The sequence below is a fragment of the Anabaena sp. UHCC 0187 genome (assembly GCF_009712035.1).
In the GTDB taxonomy this organism is placed as follows: Bacteria; Cyanobacteriota; Cyanobacteriia; order Cyanobacteriales; family Nostocaceae; genus Dolichospermum.
This window is the reverse complement of the sequence record NZ_VILB01000013.1, coordinates 359,769-374,694: the sequence shown is the minus strand read 5'-3', so window position 1 is coordinate 374,694 and position 14,926 is coordinate 359,769. Positions and strand designations below refer to the sequence as shown.

The following is a 14,926-nucleotide window of genomic DNA, read 5'->3' as shown; positions in this document are numbered from 1 at the left end:
ATGCCTGTAAATAATTGTAATTCAGTGTTATTCCCGATAATAACAAATTATGAAAACATTCACTATTGGTCATTCTAATCATGCAATTGAAACATTTATCGAACTGTTACACCAACATCAAGTAACAGCCTTAGCTGACGTGCGTTCTAGTCCCTATAGTCGCCGATTTCCTCAGTTTAACCAATCAGCATTAAAAGCAGAACTGAAAACCGCAAATATTGCTTATGTTCCCCTGGGAGATAACTTGGGCGCTCGTCCTCGTGATAGAAACTGTTATGTAGATGGTATGGCTCGTTATGATTTAATTGCCGCAACAGAGGCTTTTAAAATCGGGTTAAATCGTCTAATTCAAGGTTCAGAAAAATATCAAATTAGTTTAATGTGTGCAGAACAAGATCCCATTGTTTGTCATCGAGCTATTTTGATTTGTCCACATTTGAAAAATGCTGGTTTAGAAATTCAACATATTCATAAAAATGGAGATTTAGAAACAAATGAAGATTTAGAAAATAGAGTATTAAAACAAAATAATTTATATAAAGTTTTGGCTGACTTGCAAAATCCGGTTAAACAACTTTCTCTATTTGATTTACAACCTACACAAACTCTAGAAAAACCTCTTTCCCGTGCCGAATTAGTAGAAAAAGCCTATCAATTACAAAGTGAAAAAGTAGCTTATACAGAAACCACAGATGATGATGAATGAACAAGTTAATTTATTTACGATTGGCTTTACCCAGAAAAAAGCCGAACAGTTTTTTGAGACTTTGATAAAATCAGGTGTGAAGCGAGTTATTGATACTCGCTTAAATAATGTTTCTCAACTTGCGGGATTTGCGAAAAAGTCAGATTTAGAATATTTTCTCCAGAAAATTGGCGGAATTGAATATATCCATATTCTTGATTTAGCTCCCACAAAAGATATTTTAGATGCCTATAAAAAGAAAGAAATTACTTGGGATAGCTATGAACAAAAATTTAATCAACTAATTACACAACGACAAATTGAAAGGAAGTTATCTATAGATATCATAGATAAAAGTTGTTTATTATGCAGTGAGTTAAAACCGCATAATTGTCATCGTCGGTTAGTGGCTGAATATTTGCAAACTCATCTCGAAAAAACTATCAAAATTCATCATCTTTGAGTATATTCCCAGATTCATCTCCTCAACTTTTTTTCAAGAATTCGGTAATATTACTGTTCACGAATAATGTAGTCTTATTTTACTATTGCTTAGATAATTAGGGTGTTAATAAGACTAAAAAAATGCTGACATTTGATATTATTTGTCTTGCTAAATCTACTAAGCATGGTGGAATTTGTCTTGCAGGTATTAAAACTGATGGTACAGGGTGGTTACGGCCAGTTTCTAATAGAATAAATGGAACTTTATATCCAGAACATTACACTATGAGAGATGGTAGAGAAGTCCAATTATTTGATATTATTAGAATTCCTATGATTAGGTATGAACCAAAATGTCATCAACCTGAAAATTGGCTAATTCATTATAGTTATAAATGGCAGATTTTAGGACAAGCTACTTTAGAAGAAGTAAAAAAACTAATTAAACCAGAAATTAACCAAAATTCTACTGAACCTAAGTTATTAGGTAATTTTGAGAAACGTATCCGTTATGAAGATTTAGAGATATCACCAATTAAATCTTCATTAACTATGATTAATCCAGAAGAATTAAAATGGCAAATTAAATATAATTCTGAAAATGAAAAAACCTTTAGATGTCTTTTTTCTTTATGTGGTAATTTTTACGATTTACCCATTACAGATCCAATTTGGATAGATAAACTTTGTTTTTTAGAAGCAGGAATATATTCCTGTGAAGAGGTAATAGAAAAACTCAACTTGGAAAACTTTGAACCTGATAAATTTAGATTAACAATTAGTTTAAGTGAACCTTTTCAACCTTCATTTAAAAGTGAGGAAACATTTTGTTACAAATTAGTCGCATCTGTTATTAATGTTAGCGATATTTCTAAACGTCTAGGATGGAAATAAATTCTATATATTCAGAAACTTATCCAATTTAACTAATCGGCTTGAGATAATTTTCTAAGCATTAAAATTTCGTTGACGCAATTCTAGATGATGATGAAATAATCTATATCCTAAATATTTTACCCAGTCAAGAATAAATAGTAAGCCTAAAGAATAACCCCAAACTATGGCAGCTAAACCCCAACCGATAGAAGAGATAAGTCCAAAACCAAATATAGCTAATAAACTAGCAATAAGTTGAGTTCCAAAAATAGCTAATAGCAAAATATTGGCAGGTTTTTCTGTCCAAAAAGATTTTTTTGTGCGCGTCACAAAGATTGTTAAATGACCTGCAACAGAAAGTTTTAAATATACTAAGGTTTGTAGCATTTCTGGACTAAGTTCTAGTAATTCTCTACCTATATAAAAAATACCAAAAGAACCAAATACACTGGCAATTCCAATTAAGGTAGACATACCCAAAACAACAAACATATCCCAAGTAGCTGGTTGATTATCAGGAAGTGCTTTATCATAAGCAATAGCTAAAATTGCTCCATCATTCAATAAAGCCAATAGCACAATCATAATTGCTGTCATGGGATAGAAATTGAAAATTAAAATTGACAGAGTTAAAAAAATGAGAATGTCTATTGTTTCCGCAATTCTATATAAAACATAACTATACATTCGTTGAAAAATTTTCCGACTTTCCCTCACAGCATCAGCAATTACTGTTAATCCTGGAGCTAATAAAACGATATCAGCAGCAGCACGAGCCGCATCAGTTGCACCAGAAACCGCAATACCAGCATCTGCCTTTTTTAAAGCTGGTGCATCGTTGACACCATCCCCTGTCATACCAACAATATGACCTCCTTTTTGTAGGGCTTCGACAATATAATATTTATGTTCGGGAAATACTTGACCAAAGCCATCAGCTTGCATGACAGCATCAGCAATTTGTCCCATTTTATGAGAATCACTGGTACTAAATAACTTAGCATTTAATATGTTAGTTCCTAATCCTAATTGGCGACAAGTTTCTTTAGCGATCGCTACTTGATCACCAGTCAGCATTTTCATTTTTACCCCCAAACTTTTTAAGTCTTTAATTACTAATTTTGAGTCACTACGAGGTGGATCAAACAGGGGTAATATACCGAGAAACTGCCAATTTCCTTCAGCATTAGTTCGCGCAACACCTAATGATCTAAAACCACGTTTGGCAAAGTTATCAATGGTTTTATTAACAGCTTTTTCAATCTCAGAACTATTAGCAACTAAGGCTAAAATTACCTGGGGTGCGCCCTTACTAACTTTGAATTCTCCACCGTCATTTGTAGAAATAGTGGCTTCTGTGCGTTTAATAACTGGGTCAAAAGGTAAAAAATTAGTTACCTGATAATTAGTAAGTTGTTGTTGATCTTTTAAACCTGCCATGATTGCCTGATCAATCGGATCTTCTTCTACATTGTGACAAGCTAAAGCTGCTGCTAAAATTATTTCATCAGCAGTAACATGATCTAAACTAAATGGATCTCCTAAAGTTAATTGATTTAAAGTTAAAGTCCCAGTTTTATCTGAGCAAAGAATGTCCATTCCAGCAATTTCTTCTATTGATTCCAAACGGCTAACAATTGCCTGTTTTCTCGCCAAGACTTGCGAACCGATAGCCATAGTTGCTGATAACACTGCTGGCATGGCTACAGGAATAGAAGCTACAGTTAAAACTAAAACAAATTTCAAAATGTGGAGTAACTTATCATGTCGGTAAAGAGCCACAAAAATAATTAATGTCACCAATACTAAAGCAGTAGCAATTAAAAAATTACCAATCTTCATAATGGTTTGTTGAAAGTGACTTTGAATAGTAGCATTACCGACTAAACTGGCAGTTTTACCAAAAAAGGTATTTGCACCTGTGGCATAAACTAATCCATCAATTTCGCCGCGTTTGAGAACAGATCCAGAGTAAACTACCTCTCCCATTTCTCGTGTAACTGGTAGAGATTCACCCGTTAATGCTGCCTGATCAACTTCAATAGAATTACCTTCTAGTAATCGAATATCTGCCGGAATTACATCACCAATTCGCAAATGAATAATATCTCCCGGTACTAATTCACGGGCAAGAACTGCGATCCATTCATCATCTCGCTTCACACGAGCATTCAAGGCAAGTTGGGCTTTAAGAGCAGCAATGGCATTTCCCGCTTGAAATTCTGTCCAAAAGCCGATTAAACTATTAACTACTAACAAAACTAAAATAATCGTAAAATCTACCCAATCTTGTACCAGGGCTGAGAGAATTATTGCTACTTCAATCATCCAAGGAATTGGTCCCCAAAAATGAGATAAAAACTGCTCTAAAGCACTAATTTTTTGATCAGCTAGTTCGTTATAGCCGTAGCTGGAAAGACGATGTTGGGCTTCTTCTCCAGTTAATCCATGTTCTAAAGAAACTCTTAATTGAGTTTGTAGTTCTTCAAGACTAAGATTTGCTAAATCGCTAGTTTGGCTGTTTTGATTTTGGGGATGAAGTTGTTGTTGCATAGTTTTATCACTGTGATTTTCTAATCAATCATGCCTGTGAAATAGTTGAGATATTCAGATTAAATAACAGATTGTTTATAAAAATAAAAACAAACTAATTAAAAATGCACTGAGAAAAAGGGCTACTAAAATAGCATATTCAACTCTACGGCTAAAAAATCCTACAGCAGTAATCAAAGCTATTACTAGGGCAATAATGCCAATGTACTGTTCTTTTTGTAACCCATGGGAAATTAATAAATCTGTACCTGATGGTGGATTTTCTTGAATTATGTTTGGAGACATTCCTGGTTCTGGCAAGTTTTGTGTGAATAAATTCATAAATAAATTTATTTTTATAAGAGGTTTAATTTTTAAATATTTGATACTTGCTAAAAGAGGAAATCATAAAAATATCTCAGCTACTTAAGTATTTTTATTTTTTCACTACCATGGAAATCATAATTACAGTGTTTCACACTTTATCTTTTCTAAAAAATAGATTAAAAAACACTATCTTCAGTATGATTTATTTTGCATTTCATCTATATTTGTGCTGTTAATTACGACATCAATTATTTTTCAGCTATAAAATGTGTTTCTAAACAGTTCCTAAGCAAATATATTTTTAATGACTGTGTAGCTACCGTTTCAAAATTAACTCTCACAAGTATTTTTTACCATTTTAGGTATTGATAATGACTTACAACTCAGAGGAAATGCAGCAGATTCTTGAAGTAGCTTTTAGACGGAAGCAACAGGGAGAATATACAAGGGAACAAATTATAGAAATAGCCTCAGAATTAGGTGTTTCTTCAGAATCGCTACAAGCTGCGGAACAAGAATGGTTAAAAAATAATGTAGAAGTGAAACAAGAGCAAATGTCTAATAGTCAACAACGAAAAGGATTCAAATCACACCTATTTGCTTTTATTGCCATTAATGGTTTTTTGGTGCTGTTAAATTTGGTGGTAAGCCCTGGATATTTTTGGGCAATTTATCCCATGTTAGGATGGGGATTAGGTTTATTACTGCATGGAATGAAGGTTTATATAACTAATTCATAATAACTAAAAAATCAAAAGATACAAGCCCCTCAATAAATTCATGGGGCTTTTATTTTGCCATGTTCTCAAAAAATTTAAGGGTAGTTTCTACAAACTACCCCTAATTCTCCTCATATTTAAGATTTACTACAGCGCCTTTTTGGGCTTTATAATTACTCAACTATATTCACTATTTCGGAACTAGCTAATGTTGGTGTGGTGAAAATTTGCGAGTACAAATTTGTAGGTTGTTGACGAGCGACAACTGGTAAAACTTGACGAGCATGAGCCGCAACTTCCACTGTTTTCACATCATAAGCTTGTGTAATCATCTTAGGATAAAAACCAATACCGATGATAGGAACTAACAAGCAAGCGGTGATAAACAATTCACGAGGCTTAATATCAAGAACTACAGCATCTAAATGTAAGTCTTCATTTTTCTCACCATAGAATACTTGACGCAACATGGAAAGTAAATAAATAGGTGTCAAAATCACGCCAACGGCTGATAGAAAGATGACTACAATTTTGAAGCTGGAACTGTAAACATCGCTAGTAGCAAAACCTAAGAACACCATTAATTCACCGACAAAACCACTCATACCGGGTAAAGCCAGAGAAGCCATTGAACCCATAGTAAAGAGAGCGAAAGTTCTGGGCATTACTTTAGCTATACCGCCCATTTTATCCATTATCAAGGTGTGGGTACGTTCGTAAGTTACACCAGAAAGAAAGAACAAACTAGCAGCAATTAAACCGTGAGAAACCATTTGTAATACAGCACCGCTGATACCGATTTCTGTATAAGATGCAATCCCAATTAACACAAACCCCATGTGGGCAATTGAAGAGTAAGCCAAACGGCGTTTGAGATTGGTTTGAGCAAAGGCACAACAAGCACCATAAACAATATTAACTACACCTAAAATTGCTAAAACTGGGGCAAAGGTAACATGAGCATCAGTTAACATTTCGACGTTAAAGCGAATTAGGGCATAACCACCCATCTTTAACAATACACCAGCTAAAATCATTGAACCGGGTGCAGATGCTTCACCATGAGCATCAGGCAACCATGTATGTAAGGGGAAAATGGGTAGTTTAACACCATAAGCGATTAAGAACCCTGCATATAGTGCTAGTTCTAAAGCTTTGGGATATTCTTTCATTCCCAATTCGGTCATGTTGAAGGTGAAGTTATCACCATAGAAAGCCATTGCAAAACCAGCTACCAGTATAAATATAGATGCTGCGGCGGTATAGATAATAAATTTGGTAGCTGCGTAACGGCGGTTTGCACCTCCCCAGATGGCAATTAGTAAGTAAACGGGTACTAACTCGATTTCCCACATCAAGAAGAACATTAACAAATCTTGGGCGAGAAATACACCTAATTGAGCGCTGTACATCACTAACATCAACGCATAAAATAAACGCGGCTTGGTGGTTACTTTCCAAGCCGCGAATACTGCGAGTGTGTTAATGAAGCCTGTTAACAGGATTAGAGGCATTGATAAACCGTCAACCCCTAGAGACCAGTTCAAGCCAAGTTGGGGTATCCAAGGATAGCTTTCTGTCATTTGCAGGGCTGAACTTTGGAAGTCGTAACCCTGCCACAGGGCGAAGATAATTAATGCAAAGTCTAATAGTGCCACTCCCAAGCCGTACCAGCGGACGGTTTTACCCTCTTTATCGGGAATGATGGGAATTGCGAGGGCTGCCACTAAGGGCAGGAAAATTATGGCTGATAACCAAGGAAGTTCTAGGGCATTCATCACTGTTGACAATATGTTTTTGATTTTACTTTTGTTTACATTATATTAAGGAATCGTTACGGTTGTAAACGATTTCTTATGAAGATTTCCAATTTGGAGAATAAATAGTAATAAATACTTACTAAATTATGCTGCGAGTCTATTCTAAATGTAAATTTTTGCAACGTCAACAAAAAAACAGCGACTAATATCGCTGTCTTTAATTATAATGAACACCTTGACGATAGATTGAATTTTTAGTAAAGTTATCTCTGTTTCTTAAACAATACGGTTGACAATCATCCAGACTTCCCCATCTGAACGAACGAAAGGGACAGAAATGGTCTTAAAGCCTGTGATGAAAGGTTTGTAGTAAACTTGCCAATACATGGGACTAAGTTCATCAGCACAGGTTTTTAGCAGTTTAATTTCTTTAGCTAGTTCTAATGCTAGTTCGTTAACTCGTTCTGCATGAACTTGAGCAATTTTTTTGGCTTCTTCTAGCTGTTCCTGTTGCTGAGATATGCGAACCGACATAGGCAAATACCGATTAAGATGAGCTTTTCTTTGTTGTATTTGCTTTTCTAGGAAATATATGGCATCATCTATGCCTTTAAGTTCAGCCGACAATTGCACGTTTTCCCTGGCTTGACGGCGGTAAGCTTCAACTATGGCTAAGGGTGAATCATTTTCGCCCGATTCTACATGATGATTAGTCAGTGCAGTGCGTTCTTGTTGGAGTGCTTGGATTTGAGATTTCAGCGCTACTATTTCTGACTGAATTTTCTCCATATATATTATGATAGGTAATTGGTAATTGGTTTTTGGTAATTGGTTTTTCACTACCAATTACCAATCGAAAATCCAAAATCTCAAATTTACAATAGAGTTGCCCCTTGGGTATCGAGGGGGAGTGATCTCACAATTGAGGTAATTCCCTTTTGCGTCCAAGCGTTTGCCATTGCTATTTCAACAGATTTTACTTGACTTGTATCTACTAAAGCTAAAAGTGTGGGACCCGCGCCACTAATTACCATGCCATAAGCACCAGCAGCAACAGCCGCTGCATTCACGGCATCATAACCAGGAATCAAGGTTTGGCGATAAGGTTGGTGTAACTTATCTTGTAAAGCTGCTGTTAACCATTCTTCCCGATTAGTTGCTAAACCCCGCAATAATAAACCTAAATGAGAAATATTAAAAATTGCATCTGCACGGCTGATTTCTGTGGGTACAACCTTTCGTGCTTCTGAGGTTGATAACTCAAAATCAGGAATTGCTACCACGGTCACTATATCCCGATGCCAGGGAATATCACAAATTTCCCAACCTTTACTGCTGGTAGCAGCTAGACGACAGCCACCGAACAACGCTGGTACTACATTATCAGGATGTCCTTCCATAGCGATCGCTAATTCCATCACCTGCAACTCAGATAAAGGCGCACCTGCCAATTCATTGGCCGCAACTAACCCCCCGACAATAGCCGTCGCTGAACTACCTAAACCTCGCGCTAGTGGTACACCCAACTTAATCTCTATTTTCACCGCTGGCGGTGTTTGTTTTATATGTTGATATAAGTTGACAAACGCCTGATATAAAAGATTACTCTCATCAGTTTGCACCTTTTCGGCTTCTGAACCAGAGACTTGAATAATTAGCTCACTTGTATCAAGGGTAGTAAACTTAAATTCGTTGTACAGCTTTAAAGCTGCACCAATGCAATCAAAACCCGGACCCAAATTTGCAGTTGTGGCGGGAACTTTAACAGTAATGTTAGAAACTACAGACATTTAAATTAATTCAAAATTCCAATTTTAAAATTATCAACCTATTAGTGACAGCTTACAAGAAGAAGGCAAGAGGCAGAAGGCAAGAGGCAGGGGGCAGGGGGCAGGGGGCAGGGAGAAAGAGACAATTTTTAATTTTCTCCCTTGGTGCGATTTTCCAGAACTGTTCCTACAAAACATACCCGATCTAAATTTGCACCGTTTAACCTAACTGCATCTAATTCCGCACAAAGTAAATTGGCTCCGGTTAAATTCGCTCCGGCTAAATTTGCCGCCCGTAAATCTGCTTCTTCAAGATTCGCTTCAATTAGTAAAGCCCCTTGTAAATCAGCGCCACTTAAGTCTGCACCTTTGAGATTAGCCCCCGTCAGATTAGCACCTCGTAAATCTGCACCTCGTAAGTCAACACCCTGCAAATTTACACTCATTAAATTAGCACCACTTAAAAAAGCACCGGATAAAGACGCATCACTGAGGATTGCCCCCATCAGGTTACTACCCCGCAAGTTACAGCCCCGCAAGTCCGCGCTTGTCAAGTCAGCCTGCATCAAGTTTGCACCCATTAAGTTAGCTCGCAAGTCAGTTTGTTGCAGGTTTGCCCCCATTAAATTTGCACCTTCAAAATGACCACCTTCCAGTTTAGAACCAGTGAAGTCAGTGCCGACTAACGTAGCCCCTGTTAAATTTATCTTCCTTAAATCTAAGTGAGATAGATCCTCATCTTCTAAATTTGCCCCAGGAAGTTGTTTGTTTTGTCCTAATCTAATGGTTTCTATGTTCATTTGCTGTAAATTGAAATCTGCTCACTACTTTGACTATGGCTATCCCAACGGGAATCAAGTAACCACAAACCGCTGCTAACTTTAGGTGTCATTAAGGGTAAATCAAGTCCCTGTTGTAATCCCATCACTAACAAAGTTAAGGTATCTACCAGTTTAGGATCAAAGCGGGTAGATTGTTGTTTTCGGCACTGATCTAAAGCTTGAGAAAATATCTCTACGCCGCTCTTGCTTGAGTATTTATATTGATTGACTTGTAGCTGAAATTCTGCCACCAAGGACAAAATTCGTGATTCTAAAGGAATATCATCACCAGCTAAACCGGCGGGTTCACCGGTGCCATTCCACCATTCGCTTTGGTGGGTAATAATCTGGGCTATGGCTCGTAGTCGTGGCATTATCCGTAATGCTTGCGCTCCTGGGACTAGGGGACAAGCCAGGGGACAACTGGGAGATGTTTCTTGATAAGCAGTGGTGGAGTAACTGGGAGTAATCAAGCTTTCAGCGTTTTGCAGTGGGTCTATGCGATGTAACAAAGCAGCAAGGCGTAATCTTTTAATTTGCCATGCGGGTAAATCCAGCAATTGCCCCATTGTTTCCGCGACAGATGCGACTTCTGTGGCGGCGATAGGATTACTGGTATCGGCTAGATCAATTAATTGCGCCATCCGCAAAAATGCTTGGATTTCGTTAGATACCAAGTTACGATCTAGGAATTTCTGGTGCGATCCTGTCAGAATCGGTAAGTTACCTTGTCCTGTTTTCAGATAATCCACAACACGAGCAACGACGGTAGCCACTTCTGAACCTGGACAGATAGCTGGATGAATTGCCTGTTTTTGTTGACTAAGTTTGAGTCCGAGTTCAGGATGATAGTCTTTAATATGAGCGATCGCTAACTCTGCGGTTTCCTCTACTAATTCTGGTTCAAATGTCCATAAACCATAGAATTTACGCTCTAAATCGCAAGTTGGTAAGCCACCACTGCCATAATCAGCTTCAGATAATTCTTGACAAATTACCATAGCTGTGTAATCAGGAGCTAAAATAATCAAATGCCACTCCTGCGCCACAGGATCATCCGGAGCTAATCCTACTAAATCAATATTAGGCAATTGTCCCGTGGGATGTTCGGCAAAACCAGCATCAGCCGCCGCCATAATGACAATTTCCCGGCTGTGTTGGGCGATATCTGCATATCTTTGAGCCTCTTGCAGATACCATTTACCCTGTTGAAAAGCCGCAATTACCAAAGGACCATTATCTTTAGTTAAAATATGATCTTCTAAAGCATGGCAGAGGGCAACTAAGGTATTTTTATAGTACACGCCAAAATGAACTGGTCTAGCACTATGGCGGTGAGAGGCTTCTAACTGTTGGAGAATTGAACCTTGTAACATGGAATTAAGATTTGGTGATTTCAGATAATACGGCGGTTAGAAACCGCGTCTACACAGGCGAAACCCACCTTCGTGGGTTCAATATCTTAAGTTTTAATTAGTCGGCGCAGGCGGACTTTGTTTGTGTAGCCGTGATTTCCAATCGCCCAGGATTTTCTAAGATATGGCTGCTAACTGTTTTTCTGGTTTATCCATAGGTGCAGAAAGTGCATCTTCCAAATCAGCGCAACCCAATTTGGCTTCTAAAATATTCATCACTTCCCGGCCAAAGTCATTGGGATTTTGTCGCCAAGCTTGCAAACAAACTTCACCAAAGAAAGAACCCAGCGGTTCAGGATTCCAGAGGAGTTTTTTCGCTGTCCAAGGCATTAAACTCATGGGATCATACCCTGGTTTAAGAATACCCTCTTTAAAGGCATATTCTTCTAAATGGGTATGAGGTTGCAGGCCAATAAAGAAAATAGCAGGTTCAACTTTATCAGCCCCAAAAATCCGTTCTAGTTCGCGGTGATATGCAATAGTTTGGCGAATAGTTTCGTGACGTTCATCAATCACATTAAAAGAGTAATTAACAGAAACTACATCATTGAAACCGGCGGCTTTTAAATCACGACAATTTTGTAAAACAGTTCGCAAGTTATAACCCATTCGCATTTTGCGGACAAGTTCTTGAGAACCGCTGGTAATCCCGATTTCAAAATAATTCATCCCGGTTTTTACCATCAACTCACACAATTCGGGTGTTAAGTTGTCGGCTCTAATGTATGCTGCCCAATGAATATCTGACATTCCCGAATCAACGATTTTTTGCAGCAGTTCCACAGCATCATCAATGAATTTGCGGGCGGGGATAAATTGAGCATCAGTAAACCAAAAGTTACGAATGCCCCGATTGTATAATTCTCGGATTTCCGCAACTACTTCGTCACTAGGATTAATGCGGACTTGCTTACCCTCGACTACTGTATAAACACAATAACAGCAATTATGAGGACAACCGCGTTTGGTTTGCACACCAATGTAAAAGTCTTGTTCTTGCAGGTAATAATTAAATTCTGGCCAAATTGTTTCGATGTAGTCGTAATTACAAACTGTTTTTTCTAGGGGTGTGGGTTGTTCGTGAATTAGCCGTTGACGGGGTTGATTTTCTCCCACTACATAACAGCGTTCATTTTGAATATCTTCACCATTAAGCAATTTAGCCAGCAGGGTTTCTCCTTCACCCACAGAAATAATTGTTCCAGGCGGTAAGCTTTTCCCCAACTGTTCATAAAAAACGCTAACTGCACCACCACCGAGAACTACACGGGCTTGAGATTGATATTTTTGGGCGCGTTTTAAACCCCGTTTAACTAATCCTAAATTGCGCCATAATTCTACATAATAAGCAATGAAGATTCGCAACCCGCCGAAAGCACCCCGCAATTTGATCAAAGGATTTTTTGCGTAGTAAAATTCAAAGGCGTTTTGGAGAGGGTTGCCGCCCCGTCCACCCACTGGCGCATAAATTTGAATATCTCGCCAAGAAAAGACTAGTAATGTGGGTTGAAACTCATCAATACATCTGTCGAGGGCGGAAGTATAATCTAGGGGGGGAATTGTACCTAGGTCAAAAATCCGCTGTTCTACATGGGGAAATAGTTTGTGGACGTGATCTGAGAGATAGACAACCCCAATGGGAAAGATGGGGTTACAAGGGAGGCGAACGTAGAGGATTTTAGTGGCGTTCATAGGTGGTTTAACTGCACTGCTTGCCGTTTTTGAGGGAAAGACTAGAGGAATATTTAGTTTTCTAGTCTGTGAAGTTGTTTCTGAACTTAACCAGCATTATCTTTGACATTTCAGTTGTTTTGTGGTAAGCAAAATTTTTTTGCTGTTAACAACTGTAGTGAAAGTGAAAACTGCTGTGCATAAAATTTGCTTGTTATATATAGAAGGTGGCGTTTTATGAACAAAATTTTCATATACATTTACCATAACATCGAGTTTATGAATTAAGCGATGATTTTTTCCTCTGATTCTGGAGATAGATGCAAGTGATAATTCAACTGGCTCTCGGATAATAAAGCCTGGGGATAAGAGGCTGAAATTCCTATCTGCCAACAATTTACAGCGATTTTACCGGAAATAAAAAGCCAGAACCTCACTGATCATCTGTTTTGTTAAGTAAATACAGATTTATTTACAAAATTTTTATAATCTCCATATATCTTTGGATAGAAATAATGCAGAAAATTGCAGATGGTAGTCGGAGTTACAGTAACCGGGGATCATCGGATGTTAGCTTTACTGATGTAATGTAAAATTGTGGCGCAAATAAGCTCCTCAGCAGTTATGGCTCAGATATTAGATCCTCTACCACCGGAGCATTCGGGGAAGATTCTCTGCTGCTACGTCAATGCCACGAGTAAGATCCAGGTGGCTCGCATCTCCAATATTCCTAACTGGTACTTTGAAAGGGTGGTATTTCCTGGACAAAGGCTAGTGTTTGAAGTTCCTCCAGCAGCGCAAATGGAGATTCACACTGGGATGATGGCAAGTGCCATTATATCAGATACAATTCCGTGCAATCGCCTTGTCATCCATGAAACTAGCAGTGAAGAGAGTGAGACAGACTCATTTTCGGGAATAAATTCTAGTAATAGTAATCCGATGGAGTTGGAAAATAATAAAAAAATTGTAGATACAATAAAACCTTTACAAGTTGTTGAATTGGCATCTATTGATTAAAAAAACAATGTTGCTAAATATTAGGGTTGCTGAATTCAGCAGCCCTTTTTATTGATAGCAGGAAATAGGGTGGCAAAAACTAGGTGAATACTGAGACTTCCTGCACAATTAAATTATATAGCGGTTCTCGTTTGAGTGAGATACAAGAACCCCACCACGCAAGCGAGGAGGGGACTTATGATATATCTCATTCAAGTGCATATCGCTATAGTAAAATATACTAGTATTGATAGTCTTAAAATATGACTCAAAATATTATCCTACGAAATAACGTCAAGGTATTTGGAAGAGGCCAACAGTCTATGCTGTTCGCCCATGGATTTAGGTGTGATTTTTGTCGGGCATTCTGTTAGCAGCGTTATTGGAATGCTGGCTTCTGTTCAGTCCCCAAATTACTTTGAGAAACTGATTCTTGTGAGTCCTTCCCCCTGCTATATTAATGATCCCATCAATAACTATATAGGAGGATTTGAGCGCAGAGATATTGAGGATCTGCTAGATATCATGGAGAAAAATTACATTGGTTGGGCGAGCTTTCTCGCACCAATGGTGATGAAAAATGAGGATCAACCGGAGCTAAGTCAAGAACTGGAAGCAAGTTTTTGTTCAACAGATCCATTGATTGCTAACTGCTTTGCTCAAGCGACTTTCTATAGTGACAACCGTAGTGATTTAGCTAATGTGACCATACCTTCTCTGATTTTACAATGTGCTGAGGATGCGATCGCTCCAACGGAGGTGGGAGATTATTTGCACTGCCACCTATTTAACAGTACGCTAAGACTAATGAAGGCTACAGGACATTGCCCACACATGAGCCACTCAGCAGAAACAATTCATCTAATTCAAGAGTTTTTGAGGAAAATTCCTAATACTTGAGATATATT

14 protein-coding genes are annotated in these 14,926 nt (G+C 38.0%); 6 read left to right on the top strand and 8 right to left on the bottom strand.

The genetic code is table 11. From position 1 onward, the window contains the following. The first annotated feature begins 49 nt into the window (after positions 1-49). The 3 genes from FJR11_RS14620 to FJR11_RS14610 all read left to right on the top strand — a co-directional run bounded on the left by FJR11_RS14620 (position 50) and on the right by FJR11_RS14610 (position 2,023). The gene (locus tag FJR11_RS14620) at positions 50-706 is read left to right on the top strand and encodes a DUF488 family protein (protein ID WP_168504898.1); all 657 of its coding nucleotides are present in this window, start codon (positions 50-52) and stop codon (positions 704-706) included. Further along, positions 693-1,148 (top strand): DUF488 family protein, encoded by a 456-nt coding sequence (locus FJR11_RS14615; RefSeq protein WP_254444756.1) that lies wholly within the window; start codon positions 693-695, stop codon positions 1,146-1,148. The genes FJR11_RS14620 and FJR11_RS14615 overlap by 14 nt, the downstream gene beginning before the upstream one ends. 122 nt (positions 1,149-1,270) lie before the next feature. Next, positions 1,271-2,023 carry a hypothetical protein gene (locus tag FJR11_RS14610; protein ID WP_168504896.1) on the top strand — a complete coding sequence of 251 codons (753 nt, stop codon included), beginning with the start codon at positions 1,271-1,273 and terminating at the stop codon, positions 2,021-2,023. A gap of 54 nt (positions 2,024-2,077) precedes the next feature. Here FJR11_RS14610 and FJR11_RS14605 read toward each other — a convergent pair whose 3' ends face one another. After that, entirely contained in the window at positions 2,078-4,558 is a 2,481-nt protein-coding gene (locus FJR11_RS14605) for a plasma-membrane proton-efflux P-type ATPase (RefSeq protein ID WP_168504894.1), read from the bottom strand. A gap of 75 nt (positions 4,559-4,633) precedes the next feature. Further along, a complete protein-coding gene (locus FJR11_RS14600; RefSeq protein ID WP_168504892.1) occupies positions 4,634-4,879 on the bottom strand; it encodes a hypothetical protein in 246 nt (81 codons plus the stop codon). 356 nt (positions 4,880-5,235) lie between these two features. Here FJR11_RS14600 and FJR11_RS14595 point away from each other — a divergent pair, with 356 nt between their 5' ends. Further along, positions 5,236-5,604: a 2TM domain-containing protein gene (locus tag FJR11_RS14595; protein WP_168504890.1), complete on the top strand. Its 369-nt coding sequence runs from the start codon at positions 5,236-5,238 to the stop codon at positions 5,602-5,604. 152 nt (positions 5,605-5,756) lie between these two features. Here the strand turns inward: FJR11_RS14595 and FJR11_RS14590 are convergent, their stop codons facing one another. From FJR11_RS14590 to FJR11_RS14565, 6 genes are all read right to left on the bottom strand, one after another. Next, positions 5,757-7,361 (bottom strand): NAD(P)H-quinone oxidoreductase subunit 4, encoded by a 1,605-nt coding sequence (locus tag FJR11_RS14590; RefSeq protein ID WP_168504888.1) that lies wholly within the window; start codon positions 7,359-7,361, stop codon positions 5,757-5,759. A 258-nt stretch (positions 7,362-7,619) separates the two neighbouring features. Next, positions 7,620-8,132, bottom strand: coding sequence for a hypothetical protein (locus tag FJR11_RS14585; protein ID WP_168504886.1), 513 nt, complete (start codon positions 8,130-8,132; stop codon positions 7,620-7,622). 86 nt (positions 8,133-8,218) lie between these two features. Then, positions 8,219-9,133 carry a homoserine kinase gene (gene thrB, locus FJR11_RS14580; RefSeq protein WP_168504884.1) on the bottom strand — a complete coding sequence of 305 codons (915 nt, stop codon included), beginning with the start codon at positions 9,131-9,133 and terminating at the stop codon, positions 8,219-8,221. A 128-nt stretch (positions 9,134-9,261) separates the two neighbouring features. Then, positions 9,262-9,912 carry a pentapeptide repeat-containing protein gene (locus tag FJR11_RS14575; RefSeq protein WP_168504882.1) on the bottom strand — a complete coding sequence of 217 codons (651 nt, stop codon included), beginning with the start codon at positions 9,910-9,912 and terminating at the stop codon, positions 9,262-9,264. Beyond that, positions 9,909-11,309 (bottom strand): DICT sensory domain-containing protein, encoded by a 1,401-nt coding sequence (locus tag FJR11_RS14570; protein ID WP_168504880.1) that lies wholly within the window; start codon positions 11,307-11,309, stop codon positions 9,909-9,911. Before FJR11_RS14570 ends, FJR11_RS14575 begins: the two co-directional genes overlap by 4 nt. A gap of 156 nt (positions 11,310-11,465) precedes the next feature. After that, complete coding sequence (locus FJR11_RS14565; RefSeq protein WP_168504878.1) at positions 11,466-13,040, bottom strand: photosystem II high light acclimation radical SAM protein; 1,575 nt, start codon at positions 13,038-13,040, stop codon at positions 11,466-11,468. 603 nt (positions 13,041-13,643) lie between these two features. Here FJR11_RS14565 and FJR11_RS14560 point away from each other — a divergent pair. Together FJR11_RS14560 and FJR11_RS14555 are read left to right on the top strand one after the other, a co-directional pair. Beyond that, complete coding sequence (locus tag FJR11_RS14560; protein WP_168504876.1) at positions 13,644-14,039, top strand: DUF1830 domain-containing protein; 396 nt, start codon at positions 13,644-13,646, stop codon at positions 14,037-14,039. A gap of 315 nt (positions 14,040-14,354) precedes the next feature. Further along, positions 14,355-14,918: an alpha/beta fold hydrolase gene (locus FJR11_RS14555; protein ID WP_168504873.1), complete on the top strand. Its 564-nt coding sequence runs from the start codon at positions 14,355-14,357 to the stop codon at positions 14,916-14,918. Positions 14,919-14,926 lie beyond the last annotated feature (8 nt).

Coding starts and splice junctions, on each gene's coding strand:
- FJR11_RS14620 (WP_168504898.1), top strand. CDS start 50: ATGAAAACATTCACTATTGGTCATTCTAATCATGCAATTGAAACATTT.
- FJR11_RS14615 (WP_254444756.1), top strand. CDS start 693: ATGATGATGAATGAACAAGTTAATTTATTTACGATTGGCTTTACCCAG.
- FJR11_RS14610 (WP_168504896.1), top strand. CDS start 1,271: ATGCTGACATTTGATATTATTTGTCTTGCTAAATCTACTAAGCATGGT.
- FJR11_RS14605 (WP_168504894.1), bottom strand. CDS start 4,558: ATGCAACAACAACTTCATCCCCAAAATCAAAACAGCCAAACTAGCGAT.
- FJR11_RS14600 (WP_168504892.1), bottom strand. CDS start 4,879: ATGAATTTATTCACACAAAACTTGCCAGAACCAGGAATGTCTCCAAAC.
- FJR11_RS14595 (WP_168504890.1), top strand. CDS start 5,236: ATGACTTACAACTCAGAGGAAATGCAGCAGATTCTTGAAGTAGCTTTT.
- FJR11_RS14590 (WP_168504888.1), bottom strand. CDS start 7,361: ATGAATGCCCTAGAACTTCCTTGGTTATCAGCCATAATTTTCCTGCCC.
- FJR11_RS14585 (WP_168504886.1), bottom strand. CDS start 8,132: ATGGAGAAAATTCAGTCAGAAATAGTAGCGCTGAAATCTCAAATCCAA.
- thrB (WP_168504884.1), bottom strand. CDS start 9,133: ATGTCTGTAGTTTCTAACATTACTGTTAAAGTTCCCGCCACAACTGCA.
- FJR11_RS14575 (WP_168504882.1), bottom strand. CDS start 9,912: ATGAACATAGAAACCATTAGATTAGGACAAAACAAACAACTTCCTGGG.
- FJR11_RS14570 (WP_168504880.1), bottom strand. CDS start 11,309: ATGTTACAAGGTTCAATTCTCCAACAGTTAGAAGCCTCTCACCGCCAT.
- FJR11_RS14565 (WP_168504878.1), bottom strand. CDS start 13,040: ATGAACGCCACTAAAATCCTCTACGTTCGCCTCCCTTGTAACCCCATC.
- FJR11_RS14560 (WP_168504876.1), top strand. CDS start 13,644: ATGGCTCAGATATTAGATCCTCTACCACCGGAGCATTCGGGGAAGATT.
- FJR11_RS14555 (WP_168504873.1), top strand. CDS start 14,355: ATGGATTTAGGTGTGATTTTTGTCGGGCATTCTGTTAGCAGCGTTATT.